General features: G+C 69.2%; 17 protein-coding genes. 5 read left to right on the plus strand and 12 right to left on the minus strand.

Going from position 1 to position 18,034, the window contains the following annotated elements:
- The first annotated feature begins 135 nt into the window (after positions 1-135).
- Positions 136-1,665 (plus strand): sodium-dependent transporter, encoded by a 1,530-nt coding sequence (locus GIY23_RS01790; protein ID WP_154075063.1) that lies wholly within the window; start codon positions 136-138, stop codon positions 1,663-1,665.
- Positions 1,665-1,790, plus strand: coding sequence for a methionine/alanine import family NSS transporter small subunit (locus GIY23_RS01795; protein WP_154075064.1), 126 nt, complete (start codon positions 1,665-1,667; stop codon positions 1,788-1,790). The genes GIY23_RS01790 and GIY23_RS01795 overlap by 1 nt, the downstream gene beginning before the upstream one ends.
- Before the next feature lie 16 nt (positions 1,791-1,806).
- On the opposite strand, the gene GIY23_RS01800 is transcribed toward GIY23_RS01795, so the two are convergent.
- Together GIY23_RS01800 and GIY23_RS01805 are read right to left on the minus strand one after the other, a co-directional pair.
- Positions 1,807-2,367 carry a dihydrofolate reductase family protein gene (locus tag GIY23_RS01800; RefSeq protein WP_154075065.1) on the minus strand — a complete coding sequence of 187 codons (561 nt, stop codon included), beginning with the start codon at positions 2,365-2,367 and terminating at the stop codon, positions 1,807-1,809.
- A 527-nt stretch (positions 2,368-2,894) separates the two neighbouring features.
- Positions 2,895-4,184, minus strand: a complete 1,290-nt coding sequence (locus tag GIY23_RS01805) for an alginate O-acetyltransferase AlgX-related protein (RefSeq protein ID WP_228717494.1) — start codon at positions 4,182-4,184, stop codon at positions 2,895-2,897.
- Between the two features lie 106 nt (positions 4,185-4,290).
- On the opposite strand from GIY23_RS01805, the gene GIY23_RS01810 reads away from it, so the two are divergent.
- Positions 4,291-4,644, plus strand: a complete 354-nt coding sequence (locus tag GIY23_RS01810) for a sporulation protein (RefSeq protein ID WP_228717495.1) — start codon at positions 4,291-4,293, stop codon at positions 4,642-4,644.
- Between the two features lie 76 nt (positions 4,645-4,720).
- A complete protein-coding gene (locus GIY23_RS01815; protein WP_154075067.1) occupies positions 4,721-5,155 on the plus strand; it encodes a TIGR03618 family F420-dependent PPOX class oxidoreductase in 435 nt (144 codons plus the stop codon).
- A gap of 165 nt (positions 5,156-5,320) precedes the next feature.
- Here GIY23_RS01815 and GIY23_RS01820 read toward each other — a convergent pair whose 3' ends face one another.
- The 4 genes from GIY23_RS01820 to GIY23_RS01835 all read right to left on the minus strand — a co-directional run bounded on the left by GIY23_RS01820 (position 5,321) and on the right by GIY23_RS01835 (position 9,166).
- On the minus strand, positions 5,321-6,118 hold the full coding sequence (locus GIY23_RS01820) for an IS5 family transposase (protein WP_154075068.1): 798 nt from the start codon (positions 6,116-6,118) through the stop codon (positions 5,321-5,323).
- Between the two features lie 252 nt (positions 6,119-6,370).
- On the minus strand, positions 6,371-7,249 hold the full coding sequence (locus tag GIY23_RS01825; protein WP_222850300.1) for a metal ABC transporter permease: 879 nt from the start codon (positions 7,247-7,249) through the stop codon (positions 6,371-6,373).
- A gap of 5 nt (positions 7,250-7,254) precedes the next feature.
- Positions 7,255-8,142, minus strand: a complete 888-nt coding sequence (locus tag GIY23_RS01830) for a metal ABC transporter ATP-binding protein (protein WP_228717496.1) — start codon at positions 8,140-8,142, stop codon at positions 7,255-7,257.
- A 1-nt stretch (position 8,143) separates the two neighbouring features.
- The gene (locus tag GIY23_RS01835) at positions 8,144-9,166 is read right to left on the minus strand and encodes a metal ABC transporter solute-binding protein, Zn/Mn family (RefSeq protein WP_154075070.1); all 1,023 of its coding nucleotides are present in this window, start codon (positions 9,164-9,166) and stop codon (positions 8,144-8,146) included.
- 342 nt (positions 9,167-9,508) lie between these two features.
- On the opposite strand from GIY23_RS01835, the gene GIY23_RS01840 reads away from it, so the two are divergent.
- Positions 9,509-10,609: a LacI family DNA-binding transcriptional regulator gene (locus GIY23_RS01840; RefSeq protein WP_154075071.1), complete on the plus strand. Its 1,101-nt coding sequence runs from the start codon at positions 9,509-9,511 to the stop codon at positions 10,607-10,609.
- Between the two features lie 90 nt (positions 10,610-10,699).
- Here the strand turns inward: GIY23_RS01840 and GIY23_RS01845 are convergent, their stop codons facing one another.
- From GIY23_RS01845 to otsB, 6 genes are all read right to left on the minus strand, one after another.
- A complete protein-coding gene (locus GIY23_RS01845; RefSeq protein WP_154075072.1) occupies positions 10,700-12,298 on the minus strand; it encodes a polyamine aminopropyltransferase in 1,599 nt (532 codons plus the stop codon).
- 300 nt (positions 12,299-12,598) lie between these two features.
- A complete protein-coding gene (locus GIY23_RS01850; RefSeq protein ID WP_154075073.1) occupies positions 12,599-13,024 on the minus strand; it encodes a DUF350 domain-containing protein in 426 nt (141 codons plus the stop codon).
- Between the two features lie 42 nt (positions 13,025-13,066).
- The gene (locus GIY23_RS01855) at positions 13,067-14,107 is read right to left on the minus strand and encodes a hypothetical protein (protein ID WP_154075074.1); all 1,041 of its coding nucleotides are present in this window, start codon (positions 14,105-14,107) and stop codon (positions 13,067-13,069) included.
- Positions 14,104-14,535 (minus strand): DUF4247 domain-containing protein, encoded by a 432-nt coding sequence (locus GIY23_RS01860; RefSeq protein ID WP_154075075.1) that lies wholly within the window; start codon positions 14,533-14,535, stop codon positions 14,104-14,106. Before GIY23_RS01860 ends, GIY23_RS01855 begins: the two co-directional genes overlap by 4 nt.
- 10 nt (positions 14,536-14,545) lie before the next feature.
- Complete coding sequence (locus GIY23_RS01865) at positions 14,546-15,154, minus strand: DUF4178 domain-containing protein (protein ID WP_228717497.1); 609 nt, start codon at positions 15,152-15,154, stop codon at positions 14,546-14,548.
- A gap of 218 nt (positions 15,155-15,372) precedes the next feature.
- Complete coding sequence (otsB, locus tag GIY23_RS01870; RefSeq protein ID WP_154075077.1) at positions 15,373-17,931, minus strand: trehalose-phosphatase; 2,559 nt, start codon at positions 17,929-17,931, stop codon at positions 15,373-15,375.
- Positions 17,932-18,034 lie beyond the last annotated feature (103 nt).

Genomic DNA, 18,034 nt, shown 5'->3' on the forward strand with positions numbered 1-18,034 from the left:
CGAGGACGCTGCGCGCCGCCGGTCCGCGCGGGCCTGACGGGATCGCCGCCCCGACGGCGGTGATCGCCGCGAAGATCGGGTGGTTATGCTGCGTAGGTTCTGGCGGCGGATCGGCAAGGGCAAGGAGCAGCGCGCATGGCGGATCAGGAGCGCGAGCAGTGGGGTAGCCGCCTGGGCTTCCTCCTCGCTGCGATCGGCTCGGCGATCGGTCTCGGGAACATCTGGCGGTTCCCGTACGTGGCCTACGACAACGGTGGCGGTGCGTTCCTCGTCCCGTATCTCGTCGCGTTGCTGACCGCGGGCATCCCGATGCTGATCATGATGTACACCATCGGACACCGGTTCCGCGGCTCGCCGCCGCTGGCCTTCCGCAGGATTGCCCGCCCGGCCGAGGCGCTCGGCTGGTGGCAGGTCGTGATCAGCTTCGTGATCGCGACCTACTACGCGGTCATCATCGCGTGGGCGGTGCGCTACGTCGGCTTCTCGTTCGGCACGCAATGGGGCCAGGAAGCCGACACGTTCCTGTTCAACGACTTCCTGAACCGAGCAGAAGAACCGGGCATGATCTCGGGGTATGTCGGCGGGGTGCTGTGGCCGTTGATCGCCGTCTGGGTGGTCACGCTCGGGGTGCTCGCCTTGGGCGTCCGGAAGGGGATCGAGCGCGCGAACAAGGTGTTCATCCCGCTGCTCGTCGTGCTGTTCCTGATCCTGGTGGTGCAGGCGCTGTTCCTGCCCGGCGCGGCCGTCGGCTTGAACGCACTGTTCACACCGGACTGGTCGGCCATCACCGACGGAAGTGTCTGGGTCGCGGCCTACGGCCAGATCTTCTTCTCGCTCTCGGTCGGCTTCGGCATCATGATCACCTACGCCTCGTACTTGCGGCGCCGTGCCGATCTGACCGGCACCGGACTCGTCGCGGGCTTCGCCAACAGCTCCTTCGAGTTGCTGGCGGGTATCGGCGTGTTCGCGACGGTCGGGTTCATGGCCGCCGCGTCGTCGGTTCCGGTCGACGAGGTCGCCACCGACGGGATCGGACTGGCCTTCGTCGCCTTCCCGGAGATCATCTCGAATCTCCCGTTCGGCAGCGCGCTGTTCGGGGTCCTGTTCTTCGGTTCGCTCGTGCTCGCCGGACTGTCGTCGCTGATCAGCATCGTGCAGGTCGTGATCTCCGCCGTGCAGGACAAGACCGGCATGAGCAGGCTGCCCGCCGTGTTCATCGTCGGTGGTGCGACCGCGCTGGTCTCGATCCTGCTGTTCCCGACAGCCGAGGGGCTGTACCTGCTGGACACGATCGACCACTTCATCAACGCCTACGGTGTCGCGCTCGCCGCCCTGGTGGCACTGATCGTGGTCGCGTGGGTGCTGCGCAAGCTGCCGATGCTGCAAGCTCACGCCAACGAATCCTCTGTCGTCCCGCTCGGTACGTGGTGGCGGGTGCTGCTCGGCGTGGTCACGCCGATCGGGCTGGGCTGGATGATGTGGGACAGCCTGCGCGCGGAGCTGGCGAGCAACTATGAGGACTATCCGACATCGTTCCTGTTCAGCGCGGGATGGGCGGTCGTGATCGGCGCGATCGTGCTCGGCGTCGTGGTCGCGCTGACGCCATGGCGGCGTGGCGCCGAAACCGCCGCGGACGAGGACGCCGAGACAGGAGTGACTCGCTGATGTCGACAGCTGCCGTACTCATGATGATCGTCGCGATCGTCCTCGTGTGGGGCGGGTTGATCGCCTCGGCCATCCATCTCCGTCGTCATCCCGAGACGCCCGAGGACGATCCGTCCGAGCAGTAGGCGTCCGGAGTGGTGCCTACGGTGTTGCGTGGATGACTTCGTAGCGGAGTAGTGCGACCCCGTTGCCGAACTCCGTCGACTCCACAGTCGTGAGCTGGGGAATCTCGTAGCCTTCGGGGAACAGGCGGCGCCCGCGCCCCTGCACGACCGGGAAGAGGAACAACCGGTACTCGTCGACGAGTCCCGCTTCGATCAGACCGTGGCAGAGCTTGATGCTGCCCGTCACGCCGATCTCCTTGCCCGGCTGTTGCTTGAGTTCTCGCACCTCGTCGACCCAGCTTTGGTTGATGATCGTCGAGTTCTGCCAGCCGGGGTCGCTCAGCGTCGCGGACACGACGTACTTCTGGATCTCGTTGAGCTCGTCGGTGATGCTCGTCCGATCGTCGGTCTGCTGCGGCCAGTAACCACGGAAGTCTTCGAACGTCTGGCGCCCCAGCACCAAGGCGTCCCCGCGCTCGCTGAGGCGACGAGTCGCTTCCAGCAGCTCTTCGTCCTGGTCGCCCGGGTCGAACCAGTCACCGAGCATCTCGACCGATCCGTCGAGCGTGATGTTCTGTGTGATGGCGAGCGTGCGCACGGGGGCTCCCTTCGTCGGCGACGTGCTCGGTGGTACTGACTGGCTCGGCGGTTCGGAGTCATCGGCCGGTGGGCCGCGAGTTCCGCCGAGGCCGAGCGTCGCCGCGAGGGCCTCGGGATGGATCGGCGTTCGTGGTCGTCATCGGCATCGGCGACCCGGTCCGCAAAGGACTGCGAGGTGGTCGCGTCTACGAAGTCCGACCGCTCGAAGACCACGATCGAGCTGATCGTCAAATGACGTAGCTCCCCAGCGTGTCCTCCACTGTGGACTCGCCGTCACTCGTCTCGCGATAGCGCAGAGACGAACGAGGGGTGCGGGTTCGTGATCACCACAGACGTTCCGTCCTCGGACGTGCGCGCACGTGTCAGACGCGGGAGCGAGCCTCGCACGAACGGGACCACCGAGACCAGCATCGCGCCGAACCCCAGCAGCAGTGGAGGCCTGAGCGGAACGGGCACTGGCGAACGGTGAGGGGGACGTGGGGTGATCTGCGTTGGCGGTTGCGTGGCGAGCCCTCGCACGAACGGTTACCGCACCGGGTGGCGCGCGAGCACCTCGCCGACCTGCTGCGCCACCGCCGGGTCCAGCATCGGGTAGCGGCCGCCCGCTACGAACCGTTCCGAGAGTTCCAGCATCACGACCTCACCTTCGGCGAGGGTCTCTGCCGTCGCGGCAGGCTCCCGCGCGACGGCGTCGGGATGCGCGATGGTGAGATCGGCGAAGGTCGCCGCCAGGTACGGACTCGCGAACTGCGTGAACGAGTCGGCGACCATCCGTGTCGGCCGCGAGATCATGCCCGGCGTCGGCGTCGACTCGAGGCGCAGCGGCTCCTGGAAATCACTCGGCACGAACCGGGTGTTGTCCTGCCCGCCGTCGGGCGCCAGCGAGTACGCCTGGATGTCGACCTTCCTGTTCTGCCCCCGCAGCTCGGGGATGTCCGCGGTGTGCGGGTACGAGCGGCTCGGCTCGACCTTCCACGTGCTGGTGGAGCCCGGCGCGACCCGTTCGGCGAGTGCGTACGTCATCGCGACGCCCCCTTCGTGGGTCCAGTGCGTGTCGATCGCGTGGTAGACCTCGCGCCCGTTTCGTTCGGCGAGGGAACGCAGTTCGGGTCGCATGTCGATCGCGCCGGTCTCGCGAGGAACGGTGCGCCAGAACTCCTGCACCGCCTCGGTCGCGCATTGCTTCCCGGCGAACGAGTCCGGCAGGTGCTCCGGATGGACCGTCGACTTGTCCGGGGCGATGACGAGGTGGAACTCGCGTCCGGACGCCTCGACGACCTCGCGCCACCGCTGCAATCCGTCGACGACCCGGTCCAGCTCCATCCGGGGAACGCACTTGTACGACACGTCGTGGCCGAGGTAGAGCCACCCGTTCTCGCCTTCGATGACACTCGGGAAGACGCCCTCGTCGAGTCGAGGCTTCTCGGGCTCCTCGGCCGGATCGCCACCACCGCCGACCGGTGGTGTGTGCGAACCGCCGTTGCTCGGTGCCTCACCGAACACGCCACGGCTGACGCCGTCGACCGACCGCACCGCCTCGCCACGGAACGGCAGGTTGTCCGACGCCCACGGCGGCAACCCGGTGAAGAAACCCCACCCGTCCATGGGGCTCGGAAACGCCGCCAGCGGCCGGTTCTCCACGGGCTCGGCACGAGCACCCAGCATCCACGAGACGGTCGGCGCGGCGAAGAACAGCACGGCGCACACGAGCGCGGTGAGCTGTTTGCCGCCGTGCCGAGGACGGTGCAGCGGGTGCTCCCGAGGCAGCCACGCCTCGTGGACCGCCGGGAGTTCCGATGACCGCCGTGTCGACACGACCGACACCGTAGCCGGACCGAGCGCCGGATGGTGGTGGAACGCGAGTCCCGGCGGAAACGATCTCCGCCGGGTACGTTGGCGACACGCGTGGAAAGGACGGGACATGGGTGCGGAGCGGATCGGTCTCACCACACGGCAGGTGTTCGGCGACCCCGTCGAGCGTCGCGGCGTCACGGTGGTTCCTGCGGCCGTGTTCGTCGGTGGGGGCGGCGGCGAGCCGGGCCATCACGGATTCGGCGGTATCGCCCGCCCGCTCGGTGCGATCGTCATCGAGGGCGACCGGGTGCGGTGGCTGCCCGCCGTCGACGTCACCAAGGTCGCGGTCGGGATCGGCACCGCCGTCGCGGTGTTCGCGGCCGCCCGCGCTCTGCGGCGCCGCCGTGCCCGCAAAGCCCTCCGGCGCGAGTCCGAGGAACTGCGCCAGGGCCTGGACGACCTCGTCAGCGAAGGCAGCTGAGTGGTCGCAGGAGGCGGTGCACCGGTAGGTGCGGCAGGGTGGGCAGCTGAACCGAGCAGAGCCTTGAGGTGAAGCGATGCCGCAAAGTCTGGACGTAGTCGAGCGACTCGCCGCCCGCGACCACTACCTCGCGGTGGTCGCGACCACGCGCGAGGACGGCACCGTGCAGTCCTCGGTGGTCAATGCGGGGATCATCGACCACCCCGGCTCAGGGGAACGCGTGGTCGCCTTCGTCACCTACGGAGCCGCGAAGAAGGCACACCTGCGTGCGCGCCCACACGCGACACTGACGTTCCGCGCGGGATGGGAGTGGATCGCGGTCGAAGGCGGCGTGGAACTCATGGGGCCGGACGATCCGGCGCCTGATCCGGAGCGAGTGCGCTTGCTGCTGCGCGAGATTTACCAGGCGGCAGGGGGAGAGCACGACGACTGGGACGCCTACGACCGCGTCATGCAGCGCCAGCGGCGTACCGCGGTCCTGCTCACCCCGGACCGCATCTACAGCAACTGACCCGGTAAGAGGATCATTGAGAGGCCGCGCGGATGTTGCCCAGCGGGTCGGGTGGCGGAACCTCAGCGCCCTCCTCGCTGCGGGATCGATTTCTTGAGTAGCGGCCTACGCTGCGAACTCGCTGTCCTCGCGAGGAGGGCGCTGAGAGCCTGTCTTGGAACTGGGTTAGGTGGTGGTGGCCCGCGGGTGTGGGCGGGTCAGGCGTCGGCTCATCATAGTGATCATGGCGCAGTTGATGAAGGCTTCGGAGTGTTCGGGCAGGCGTTCGTAGTCGCGGACGTTGCGGCGTGCTTGGCTGATCCAGGAAAACGTGCGCTCGACCACCCACCGTCTGGGGAGGACGACGAACCCGACCTGACCGGCGAGTTTTGTCACGATCTCGACGGTGATGCCCAGGGTGGCCTTCGCCCACGTCAGGAGGCTGCCGGTGTAGCCGCCGTCGGCCCACACGTGGCGCAGGCCGCGCTGGGTGCGGTGTAGCCGGTTCAGCAGGGGTCGTGCCGCAGGCCGGTCCTGGAAACTGGCGGTGGTGACCATGACGACCAGCACGAGCCCCATCGTGTCGACGGCGATGTGGCGCTTGCGGCCGTTGACCTTCTTGCCTCCGTCATAGCCGCGTGTGGGTGTGGGCACGGTTTCCGCCGCACGCACCGACTGGGAATCGATCGCTGCGGCACTGGGGCGGGTGTTGCGGCCGGCCCGCAGGCGCAGCTGCTCGCGCAGAGCATCGCGGATCCGTTCGAGCAGGCCAGAGGCGTTCCAGCGGGCGAAGAATCCGTACACGGTCTTGCACGGTGGGAAATCGACCGGCAGTGCGCGCCACTTGATGCCGTTGTCGGTGACATAGCGGATCGCATCGATGATGTCGCGGCGATGGTGCTTCTCCGGGCGCCCACCCGCTGGCCTCTGGCAGGCCGGGGCCGGCAGCAGTGGTTCGATCAACGCCCACTCGGCGTCGGTCATGTCCGACGGGTAGCGGCGAGTGCGGGCCGATGCGCTGGACGAAGGCGTCGTGCGGTACAAAGTGAGCCGGGCCTCTGCTGTTGATGATCATGACTGGTATCACGATCACTAGCAGAGGCCCTCCTCATGCCCCACAGCGGGATCCAAGACAAGCTCTGAGAATCCGCGGGTGGTCCGGCTGCGTACGTGGTGAGTGCCCAGCGGCTCCGCTGCGTTACGGATCCGGAAACGCGGAGCACTCCGCGCGCCCTGTTAGCCGGTCGTGAGCTGCGGGGCGTTCTCCGAGACGGTCCGGCTCTGGTGCTTGAGTCGCCACGAGCCGACCGCTCGGCAGGCCAGGTAGATCGCGAACGAGATCGCCGTGACGAACGCGCTCACCGGAACGCCGGGCGCCAGCGACAGCAGGATTCCACCGAGAACCGCGACCTCGGCGAACAGCACCGCGAACAGCGTCGCCTTCAGCGGGCTCGCCGTGATCCGGGCGGCGGCGGCTCCCGGCGTGACCATCAACGCCAACACCAGCAACGCTCCCACGATCGACACGCCGAGCGCGGTCGTGACGCCCACGAGAACCGAGAACAGCGGGGTGAGCAGGCGCATCGGCACGCCCCGTGCGGTGGCCACATCCGGGTCGATGCTGGCGAACAGCAGCGGGCGGTAGACCACCGCCAACACGGCCAGGACCACGGCCGCACTGCCGACCAGCAGCACGACGTCGGCGGTGTCCACCCCGACGATCTGCCCGACGAGGATCGAGAACTTGTTGCCGGTGCGCTCCGGATTCATCCACAGCAGCAGCACCCCGACACCGAGCCCGAACGCGAGGACCGCGCCGATCACCGAGTCCCGTTCCGAGTCCTTGTTGCCGAGGACGCCGAGCAGCAAGGCGGCGACCACCGCGCCCGCCAACGAGCCGACACCGACGCTGAAGCCCAGCAGCAACGCGGCGGCGGCACCGGTGAAGGCGAGTTCGGCCGTGCCGTGCACGGCGAAGGCCATCTTGCGGGCGACCACCAGCGGGGCCACGGCTCCGGACACGAGCCCGAGTGCGGCGGCGGCCAGCAACGCCTGCTGCACGAACGGCATCGCGAGCAGCTCCGCCGCGAGTTCGAGGTCGAAGAAGTCGGCCAGCGAGCTCATCGGCCGCCCTCCACGTGATGGGGATGCGCCGGTTCGTCGCCACCCGCGACGACCAGTCGCCCTCCGACCTGGGCGACGTCGATGTGGGTGCCGTACAACGCCGAGAGTGTCTCGGAGTTCATCACTTCGTCGGGGGTACCGACCCGGAACTTGCCGTCGACGAGGTAGAGCACGCGGTCCACCAGCGGCAGCACCGGGTTGATCTCGTGCGTCACGAACAACACGCCGGCACCGGCGGATTTGGCCTGCTCGGCGATGAGTGAGCTGACCTTGCGCTGGTGGGACGGGTCGAGTGACAGCAGCGGCTCGTCGCAGAGCAACACGCTCGGGTCGCCGACGATCGCCTGCGCGACCCGCAGCCGCTGCTGTTCACCACCGGAGAGCAGACCCAGCGGCATCGACGCGTACGAGTCGGCTTCGACCGCCGCGACGGCCTCACCGACCTTGCGTGCGCGTGCGCGACGGTGCCGGAGGCCCAGACCCCAGTGGTGGCCGTCCAGTCCGAGCCCGACGAGGTCGGTGCCGCGCACGGTCAGCGTCTCGTCGACGGCACGCTGCTGTGGGATGTAGCCGATCGTGCTGCTTCCTCGGCGTGGGGGTGCGCCGGCGACGTCGACTTTTCCGGTGTTGAGTTGTTGCAGGCCGAGCAGCACCCGCAGCAGGCTCGTCTTCCCGGATCCGTTCGGCCCGAGCACGGCGAGGAATTCCCCCGGGCGCACGTCGAGGTCGAGCCCGTCCCACAGCACGCGTGGGCCGTAGGCGAGTCGCGCGTCGCGCAGCCGCACCACGGGGTCCGGTTCAGAACCGGTGTCCTCGGCGAGCGATCCCGCCCAGTTGCGGCGAAGCCCGGTCGAGTCGGCGACGTGCTCGCGTTGCATGCTCATGTCAGCGTTGCCCGTTCAGTGCGGCGTCGAGTGCGGCGATCTGCGAGTCCATCCACGCCACGTAGTCGGTGCTCTCGGGGGGTAGTTCGGTGAGCTCCACGACAGGCAGGCCGCGCTGTTCGGCCTGGGCGCGGAGCTGCTCGGTCACGGGGGACTCCGTTTGCGGGTTGTAGATCAGCGCGCCGGCCTGCCCGGAGTCGATCGACTTGCGGATCTCGGCGACTGCGGCCACCGACGGGTCGCCGCCGGTTTCGACGGAATCGACGAACTCCTGCGGGGTGATGTCGTCGAGTCGGCCGCGCTCGACGAGATAGTGCGCGATCGGCTCGGTCACGACGACCTTCGTGCCGCCGTGGCGGGCTGCGATGTCGTCGACACGCTGCTGCAGTCCGGTGACCTGGTCGGCGAAGGCGGAGGCCCGGTCGGTGAACTCTTGCTGCTGTTCCGGGCGAAGGGCACCGAGCTCGTCGGCGATCGACTGGGACACGTCCTGAACGGCGTCGAGGTCGTACCAGATGTGCTCGTTGCCGTGCTCGTGCGAGTGCCCGCCTCCGCCGTGCTGCTTCGGTTCCTTGCCCTCGTGCGCGTGGCCTTCGTGCTGGTGCTCAGAACCACCGTCGGAATGGGAGTGGGTGTTCTCGCCCTGGAACGCCTGGACCTTCGGGGTCGTCTGGGCGGTGCTGGACAGAATCTGCTGCATGAACTCGTCGTAGCCGCCGCCGTTGAACACGACGAGGTCGGCCTTGCCCACTTCCGCCGCGTCGCGGGGCGTGCTCTCGTACGAGTGCGGGTCGGCTCCTGGGTCGTCGACGACCGGCGTGACCTCGACGTCCTCGCCGCCCACGGCTTGCGCGACGGTGCCCCACACGCTGGTGGACGCGACGACCTCGAGTGCCTCACCCGATGACGGAGCGCCGTCGTCACCGGCACCGGCGGAGCCGCACCCGGCGAGGGTCAGGCCGATCACGGCGCCGCCTGCGACGGCGGCGGTCCGGACGCGGCTGGGGCGACTGCGCACAGTCATCGGGCGCTCCTCGGGGTGGGCGGACACGGATCGCTAACGGGAACCGTTGTCAACTGTACGCGGAGGCGGACATCGGCGACAGGACGCGGGACAGTAGTGCGGCCCACACTGCCGTGTCACCTCTGCCGGAACCGCTCGAGTGGTGGCAGAAGAGAAGCGAAACGGTGTGACGGAGGTTGCACCGATGCCGCGCCTGCGGCTCAGGTGGTGCGTTCCGCGCAGGTCAGCGGCGAGTAGCTGGGCTGGCGGGAGCGGCGGTGGTGATCACGACCCGGCATCGAGTCGGTTCTGGCGCGGACATCCCTGCTTCACCCCGAAGTACTGAACCGTTACGGTTCCTGCATGGCTCGGTCAACGAATGCCCGGCGGCCCGCGACACTCGCCTCGCTCGCGGCCGAGCTCGGTGTTTCCAGAACCACGGTGTCCAACGCGTACAACCGACCCGACCAGCTCTCACCGGAGTTGCGCAAGCGGGTGCTCGACACCGCGCGGCGACTGGGCTACCCCGGCCCGGACCCCGTCGCACGGTCGCTGCGGACCCGGCGCGCGGGCGCGGTCGGGCTGCTGCTCACCGAGAACCTCTCCTACGCCTTCCGTGACCCGGGCGCGCTCAGCTTCCTCGAAGGGCTCGCGCTGGCCTGCGAGGACGCAGGCCACGGTCTGCTGCTCGTGCCCGCGAACCCGGAGCGTGAAGACGTCGCCTCGGTGCACAGCGCCGGCGTCGACGGCTTCGTCGTGTACTCCGTTCCCGAGGACGACCCGCACCTCGCGGCGGTGCTCGAACGTCCGGTGCCGAGCGTCGTGTGCGACCAGCCGAGCATCCCGGACGTCGACCGCGTCGGCGTCGACGACCGCGCCGCGATCACGGCGATGGCCAAGCATCTCCTCGACCTGGGGCATCGGCGCGTCGGGATCTCGTGCATGCGACTGGCGCGGGCGCGCAACGACGGACCGGCATCGTTGCAGCGTCAGGCGAACGCGAGCTTCCACGTCCAGAAGGCGCGGTTGACCGCGCTCGCCGAAGTGTTCAGCGACGCGGGAATCGACTGGTCGACGGTGCCCGTCGTGGAACGGTTCGACCACTCGCAGGAATCAGGCGCGTCCGCCGCCGCCCAGATCCTCGACACCGATCCGGAGGTGACCGCGATCGTGTGCACTTCCGACATCCTCGCGCTCGGAGCGCTGGACGAGGCGGAGCGACGCGGGGTCAAGGTCCCCGACGACCTCACGATCACCGGCTTCGACGGGATTCCCGACGCCGAACGGGCCGGGCTGACCACGATCCGCCAGCCCATCCTGGAGAAGGGCCGCGCGGCGGGGCGCCTCCTGCTCGACACCGCCGAACGTGGGCGTCCGCGCGAGATCCGCCTCGAAACCCAGCTCATCGAAGGCACGACCGCGGGACCGCCGCGCTCGTCCGAGGAACGCTGGTTCGGCCCGTAAAGAGCGCGTGAGTCTTTTTGGTTGCTATAGCAACCAAAAAGACTCACGCCTCGACGTCGGCCACCGCCACCGGATGAGCTTGCGGGGCGGTCAGTAGTTCGTCCACTCGCCCCGGGCGTGGTCGAGGATCGTCGGGTGCATCAGGGTCGATGGCTCCATGCCGGGAATCCGTGCGCGATCCGGTGGGAACGTAGCCGCTGCCCGCAACGTCGGCGGATCGAGCGACCGCAGCGGCGGAGCGTCGTCCGGCAGTCGCAGCGGTGGCGTGCCGCCCGCCTGCGCGAGGTGGAAACCCCACTCGCCGAAGCTGGGCACGGTCACCTCGAACGGGACCGTCGACAGGCCGGCCGAGCGCATCGTGGCTTCGACGCACCAGTACGCCTGCGGCGCGAAGAACGGGGAACCCGCTTGCACGTTCAGCCTCGCGCCGTCGGCCATCGCGTGCCGCACCAAGCCGTAGAACTCCGTCGAGTACAGCTTCGCGGTGGCCGTCGAATCGGCGTCCGGCATGTCGACCAGCACCACGTCGAAGCGGTCCCGGTTCTCGCGCAGCCACTCGAACGCATCCGCCGCCACCGTCGTCACGCGCGGGTCGTCGAAGGCGTGATCGTTGAGCCGGGAGATACTCGGGTGCTCACGAGCCAGGTCCACGACGGCGGGGTCCAGCTCGACGAGCGTGACCTCCTCGACGTCGGGGTACCGCAGCACCTCCCGCACCCCGAGCCCGTCCCCGCCGCCGAGCACGAGGACCCGCTTGCGCGGCCCCGACATCGCAGGATGCACCAACGCCTCGTGATAGCGGTACTCGTCGACGGAGCTGAACTGCAGGTCGCCGTTGAGGAACATGCGGGTGTCACCGGCCCCGAATCCGGGGGACTGGGTGAGCACGATCTGCTGGTACGGGGTGCGCTCGGCGTGCAACACCGGGTCGGCGTAGAGCGCCTGTCGCGCGGTCACCTCGAAGTCCTCGGCGTAGGCCGCCGCACCGCCGAGCGCTGCAGCCACCAGCACCGACAGCGCCACCAGGATCGCCATTGCCCGGCGCGAGAGCTCTCGACGGAAGACGGTCAGTACGAGCCCCAGCCCGGCGGCTGCGTTGAGCATCCCCACGAACAGGGCGCCGTGGATCTGCCCGAACAGCGGCAGCAGCACGAAGGGGAAGGCGAGCCCGCCGAGCAGGCCGCCCACGTAGTCGGCGGCGAAGAGGTCCGCGACGGCCGAACCGGCGTCCTGCTGCCGGATGCGCTGCAAAAGAACCATGAGCAGCGGGATCTCCGCGCCGATCAACACCCCGAGCACGAGTGCGGTCGCGATCAGCGCCGGCATGTACAGACTCAGCCACGCGAACGCGGCGTAGAGCACGAGAACGCTGAGCCCGCCGATCAGCGCCAGCAGGATCTCGATCGCCGCGAACGCCTCCGCCGCCCAGCGCTGCAACGGTTTCGCCGTGAGCGCCCCGACGCCCATCGCGAACACCATCAGCGACAGCACGATCGAGGCCTGCCCGATGGTGTCGCCGATGAGGTAGCTGCCGAGGGCGACCAGCGCCAGCTCGTACACCAGTCCGCAGGCGGCGCACACGAACACGGCGAACAGCACGCAGGCGCGAGCGAGCCGAGCCCGCGCGGGCGTCCGGGGAGGCGTTGCCGCCGCGTCGTCCCCGAGTTCCGCCTCCGCGCTCGTCGTCACGGCATCAACCTCCCTGCGTCCCCGACCGCGCGAACCGTCGACGACACGATAGGTGCTCGTGTGGATTGAGGGCTGTGGTCATGCCCACTGCGCCGACAGCTTTCCCCGCCACCCACGCCTGGCCACCTACGCAACCCAGCCACCGGCGGGTTCTCACCTCGTGGCTGGGGAGGACAGCGTCGACGTGATGTAGGTGGCTACCTGAGGTCGACGATCCCGCAGCCAGCCGCGAGGTGAGGTTCCGCTACGGAACCGCCAACGCAGATCACCCGCGCACCCTTTCGTACGCAGGTTATCTGGTCACCAGATGGCGGCTGCCATCACGACGGCGATGACGATGTGGGCGGCGGCCGAGACCCAGGTGCCGGGGTGCATCGTCGGCGAGGTCAGCTCGTCGCCGAGCTTGCCGGGGGTGGCCGCGTCGATGAGCGCGAACGACAGGCTCATCAGCACCAGCCCGAGCAATCCGTAGAACACGGTGCCGAGCAGGCCCGCGAGAATGTCGTTGGCGCTCGCGGCGATGGCGGTCGTCAGGATCGTGCCGATGCCGATCAATCCCGAGACGAGCAACAACGCCGCGTTCGGGTTGCGCTCGACCCAGATCAGCTGCCGCAGCTTGCCCGGCGTCGCCAGGTCGACGAGCACGTAGCCGAGCACCATCATGAGCAGCCCGACCGCGCCGAACGCGACGGCGGCGAGCAGACCGGTGAGCAGTTCTTGGAACACAGTATTGGCCTTTCCGGTGAGGACGCGGAGATGGACGGTCGGTCAGCGGCGCGGAGGGTGTCCGTGCCACCCGGGCGGGGGGTTCGGCCACGGGTTTCCCGGGGGAGGCGACGGCCGGCCTTGCGTGGGTGGTGCGGGCTGCTGCGGCGGTGCCCAACCCTGCGGAGGTGCCCAACCCTGCTGAGGTGCCCAACCCTGCTGAGGTGCCCAACCCTGCTGTGCTGGCCGGCCGTGTCCCGGTGCCAGCGGCGGAGCAGCCTGGTACTGCGGGGGGACCGGCGGTTGCGGTCCCGGCGGGTACGGCTGGGTCATCATTCCCGGCGGTGCGACTCCCGCCGCGCGCTGGGCGGCCGACCGGGACACGAATCCGACGACGGTGAACGCGGCGGCGGCCATCCCGAACAGCACGACCCACACCCACGCCGTCACTACGGCGTTCGTTCCGTCGGAGGGGGGAAGCGGCGTTGCCGGAGCCGCCTCTTGCACCTCCCGCGCCGGGGGCGCGGCCTGCAACGCACCTTGCTCGACCAACAGCAGAGGCAGCGACAGGGCTGCCTGACCCGTTTCGATCGTGGGTTCCGCCACGAGCCGCTGCGCGCTGAACCCGAGCGGGACGAAATCCTCGGCACCCGGGGCCGGGCTGATGCCGGGGGAGGTCTGCGTGTCGATCGAGGCATAGTCGAAGTCGTACTCGCCACTACCGCGGTTCTCGACGACCACGACCCGGACCTCGGCCCACCGTGAGCACGTGTCGGCCGGAACGGTCGGGCCTCGGCTGGACCCGCGCTCGGTGCGGTCGTTCGAACCGTCGGTCAGCGACCAGCCGAAGCACACGCCGTGTGTCCGCTCGGCCTTGGCGAGGGCGGTCGACAGTTCACCCGCGGCCCTGGGGGTGAAGCTCTCGATCGGCGCCGCACTGTCCACTTGGGTCGACGAGTCGTACTGCTTCGTTTCGCCGTCTGCGAACGAGGTGACATCGCTGCCGAAGAGGCTCTGCACGGCGGTGAACGCGATCGTGCCGACGACGATCACGATCGTCAACCCGCAGCCGAAAGGGTTCTTCTTCAGCGGCGATCCGGTCACTTGCCCGCCCCCGGGCCCCGGCCCCGGAAGCTGTCACCGCTCGGGCCGGTCCACGCCCAGAAACCGGCCACGACTCCGTGGTAGCGGTTGTACGCGCGATCGGCGTCCATCACGTGGATGACCGAACCTTGCTCGCGCGGCTGCACCACGACCGCGTCGTCCGAGTAGCGCAGGTACACCCCGGAGGCGTCGGTGGCCTGCGAGATCGGCTGCCACCGGTCGGTGATCTCCCTGGCGACCGTGCTCGGCGGTCGTGGGCTCGTGTAGGCGCGATCCTGCCGGTCGAGGTCCAAAGAGGACGCCCGGGTGTAGTGGGTGTCGACGTAGGCGGCCGGGCCGGTGCCGGTGGAGAACACCGTGATCAGGCCGAGCAGCAGCGCGAGCCCGGCGCAGACCGCCGCGATCACGAACCAGAACTTCGGTTTCATCGTGGCGGCCTTACTGCGGCGAGACGGGGTAGATGGTCACGTCGTACCGGCTGAGCGTCTCACCGAGGGCAGCCTCCCAGCCCGCGTCGCCGTAGGCCTCGAAACTGAGCAGCGCTCCGTCCGGGCCCTCGTAGTCGTGGTAGCGGACGGTGCCGCTGTCGTCGAGACCGGTGGTGGCCTCGCTGCGGAACTCCGCGGAACCGGACTCGTCGGAACGGAAAGTCCGGCCGTCGTGCTCGATCGTGGCCGGGCCGGGCGCCAGACCGGACTCGGCGAGCGGCGTCCACGCGGACAGGATCAGGTCCGGGTCCTCCTCGACGCCGAGCCAGAGCTGGGTGCCCTTGGCGTCGTCGAGCAGATGCTCGGACCAGGTCCAGCCGCCCTCGGACATGCGGAGTGTCCCGCGTGCGGTGTAGGTGATCCCGCGGATCTCCACGATGTCGCCCGCTTTCAGGGCGCGCGGATCACCGCGCAGCGAGTCCTGGTCACCGGTGTGGAACGGGTCGACCGGCCGTGCCGCGGGCTGCTGGCGCCCTTCGCGGGAGCGTCGGATGGCGAGCACGCCCAAGACCGTCGCCACCACAGCGACGATCAGCAACACGACGATCAAGGAAACCACGCCCCGCACCTCCGGTTCGGTCGTTGTCCTGCGATCGCGAGCGCGACCGCGCACCAGACCTTAATCGGACGCGGCCGACCCGTGTGCGGGTTCCCCACAAATCCGGCGTGCCGCACACCACTCCCGGCCGCCCCGAAAGCCTTTGGAGGGCAGTGTGGAACTGGGGTAAGTGGTCCGGTATCGCCGCCCCAGTTCGTGCCTCGCGGCGTCTGCGGTGGTCAGGCGTCGAGGAGCTTGGCGCAGCGGATGAGCCCGAGGTGCGAGTACGCCTGCGGGTGGTTACCCAGCGAACGCTCCGCGATCGGGTCGTACTCCTCGGAGAGCAGCCCGGTCGGCCCCGCGTTGTCCACGATCTGCTGGAACAACTCCTCGGCCTCGGTGCGTCGCCCGGTGAGCAGGTACGCCTCGATGAGCCACGTCGCACACAGGTGGAAGCCGCCCTCGCCGCCGGGCAACCCGTCGTCGCGCCGGTAGCGGTACACCGTCGAGCCGGTGCGCAGCTCGGCCTCGATCGCGATGACCGTAGCCCGGAACCGCTCGTCCGACGGGTCGATGAGCCCGGACAACCCCACGTACAACGACGCGGCGTCGAGGTCGGAACCCTCGTAGGCGGTGGTGAACGCCTGAACCTCCGGGTGCCAGCCGTTCTTCATGACGTCCTGCGCGATCTCCTCGCGCAACGGTGCCCAGCCCGGCTCCGGGTCCTTGCCGTGGCGATCGGCGAGGGTCAGGGCGCGGTCGAGCGTCACCCAGCACATCACCTTGGAGTACACGTGGTGACGCGGAACGTCCCGTTCCTCCCAGATGCCGTGGTCCGGCTCGAACCAGCGTTGTGCGACCGCTTCGGCCATGTCCTTGACGAGTTGCCAGTCGCGGTCGCGCAGCGTCCCGGTGAGGGTCGACAGGTGCAGCGCGAGTTCGACCACCGGGCCGAAGACGTCGAGCTGCACCTGCTGGTCGGCGAGGTTGCCGACGCGGACCGGGCGCGATCCCGCGTAACCGGGCAAGCTGTCGATGACGGCCTCCGGTCCGAGACTGGTGCCCTGCAGCGAGTACAGCGGGTGCAGTCGTTCCGGCCCGGGCAGCGTCTCGACCACGCCGTGCAGCCAGTCCAGGAACGCCTCGGCCTCCGCGGTGGACCCGAGGGACACCAGCGCCTGCGCCGTCATCGCGCCGTCACGAAGCCAGCAGTAGCGGTAGTCCCAGTTGCGGACGCCGCCGATCTCCTCCGGCAGCGACGTCGTCGCCGCAGCCATGATCCCGCCGGTGTCCGAATTGCACAGTCCGCGCAGCGTCAGCGCCGAGCGCGCCACGAGGTCGCGTTCGGTGTCCGGCAACGTCAGCCCGTCCAGCCAGTCCGACCAGTACGAGTCCGCCTTCCGGCGGCGCTGTTCGTACGACTCCTCTGCCGGTTCGAGCGAGTCGCTGCCGCAACGCAGCTCCAATGTCACCGGGGAGTCCTCGGTGACCTCGACGATCGCCTGCGCGGACTCGTGCATCCCGTCGCTGCTGATCGTCCACTGCACGCCCGGCGAGTACAGCACCATCGGCTCGGCGGTGCCCTGCACCCGCAGCCCGCCGGCCTCGGCGGTGAGCTGCACGGCGACCTGGCCGAACTCGGGCCGGGGGCAGAAGTCGACGACGACGCTGGTCTCGCCGCTGATGACGCGCACCAGGTCGGTGCGGTGGGCGTCGCTGCCGTGCTCGAGGAAATCGGTGACCAGCAGCCGGGACCAGCGGGTCTCGACCGTCATCGTCCCCGGCACGTAGCGCTGCCCCAGCGGCATCGGATCACGCTGTCCGCCGTTCGCGTCACCCTGCTTGTAGGTCGGGCGCACCGAGAAGTGGCCTGCGGCGAACCCGCCGAGCAGGTCGGCAACGAAGGCTGCCGAGTCCGGACCCGGATGGCACATCCAGGTCAGGCGTGCTTCGGGCGTGAGCAGGGCGACGTTGCGCTCGTTGGACAACATCGTGAGGCGCTCGATCGGCGGAGCCTGCTCCCCGAACAGCCAGGTGCGCCGCTCGTCCATGAGGAACGCGAGCACGGTCGCGACGTCCGGCGTGTCGGCAATCCGGTAGTCGGCGAGCGTGTCGCCGGGGCCGATCTTCACGCCGATGTCCGGGCCGTGCAGGCGGGCGAACGCCTTCTCGTCGGTGACGTCGTCGCCGAGGAAGATGGCGGCGGTGGCGCCGACCTGATGACGCAACGCGTCCAACGCGATGCCCTTGTCGGTCTGCACGACGGCCAGTTCCACGACGGCCTTGCCGTCGGTGACCTCCACGCCCTCCCACAGCGCCGGGCCGGTGCGCACCGCGTCCAGCACCTGTTCGGCCACGTCGGGCTCCGCGTTGCGGACGTGCACGGCGACGCTCGCGGGCTTGGGCTCCAGGGTGACGCCCGGCCGGTCCTTGACGAGGTTCTGCACCTCGACCTGCAAGCGGGTGCGGAGCTCGGTGGCTTCCGGCTCGAGCTGGTGCACGAAGCCGGCGTCGAACTCGGAGCCGTGGCTGCCGACGAGGTGCACCTCGGAAGGCAGGCGGGACAGCGTCGCCAGGTCGCGCAGCGCGCGACCGGAGATCACGGCGGTGGTGGTGGCGGGCAACGAGGCCAGCGAGCGCATCGCGTGCACGGATTCCTGCTGCGGCGTCGCGGCGTTCGGGTTCGTGACGATGGGCGCGAGAGTCCCGTCGTAGTCACAGGCGACCAGCAACCGCGGCGTCCGTGCCAGTTGGACGATCCTGCGGCGCAGTTCGGCGGGGAGGGCTTCGGCGGTCAACGCCACTCCTGTCGGCGTCGTCGGGACGATGTCTGAATGCTCGGACCCGCGTCGGCGCCGTGGTCCGGGACCACGGGTCGCGGGGTCGACCGGTGCTTGGAGG

It is taken from the genome of Allosaccharopolyspora coralli (genome assembly GCF_009664835.1).
In the GTDB taxonomy this organism is placed as follows: Bacteria; Actinomycetota; Actinomycetes; order Mycobacteriales; family Pseudonocardiaceae; genus Allosaccharopolyspora; species Allosaccharopolyspora coralli.

Excerpts from the sequence above, each read along its gene's own strand:
- GIY23_RS01790 (WP_154075063.1), top strand. The coding sequence starts at position 136 with ATGGCGGATCAGGAGCGCGAGCAGTGGGGTAGCCGCCTGGGCTTCCTC.
- GIY23_RS01795 (WP_154075064.1), top strand. The coding sequence starts at position 1,665 with ATGTCGACAGCTGCCGTACTCATGATGATCGTCGCGATCGTCCTCGTG.
- GIY23_RS01810 (WP_228717495.1), top strand. The coding sequence starts at position 4,291 with ATGGGTGCGGAGCGGATCGGTCTCACCACACGGCAGGTGTTCGGCGAC.
- GIY23_RS01815 (WP_154075067.1), top strand. The coding sequence starts at position 4,721 with ATGCCGCAAAGTCTGGACGTAGTCGAGCGACTCGCCGCCCGCGACCAC.
- GIY23_RS01820 (WP_154075068.1), bottom strand. The coding sequence starts at position 6,118 with ATGACCGACGCCGAGTGGGCGTTGATCGAACCACTGCTGCCGGCCCCG.
- GIY23_RS01830 (WP_228717496.1), bottom strand. The coding sequence starts at position 8,142 with ATGAGCATGCAACGCGAGCACGTCGCCGACTCGACCGGGCTTCGCCGC.
- GIY23_RS01835 (WP_154075070.1), bottom strand. The coding sequence starts at position 9,166 with ATGACTGTGCGCAGTCGCCCCAGCCGCGTCCGGACCGCCGCCGTCGCA.
- GIY23_RS01840 (WP_154075071.1), top strand. The coding sequence starts at position 9,509 with ATGGCTCGGTCAACGAATGCCCGGCGGCCCGCGACACTCGCCTCGCTC.
- GIY23_RS01860 (WP_154075075.1), bottom strand. The coding sequence starts at position 14,535 with ATGAAACCGAAGTTCTGGTTCGTGATCGCGGCGGTCTGCGCCGGGCTC.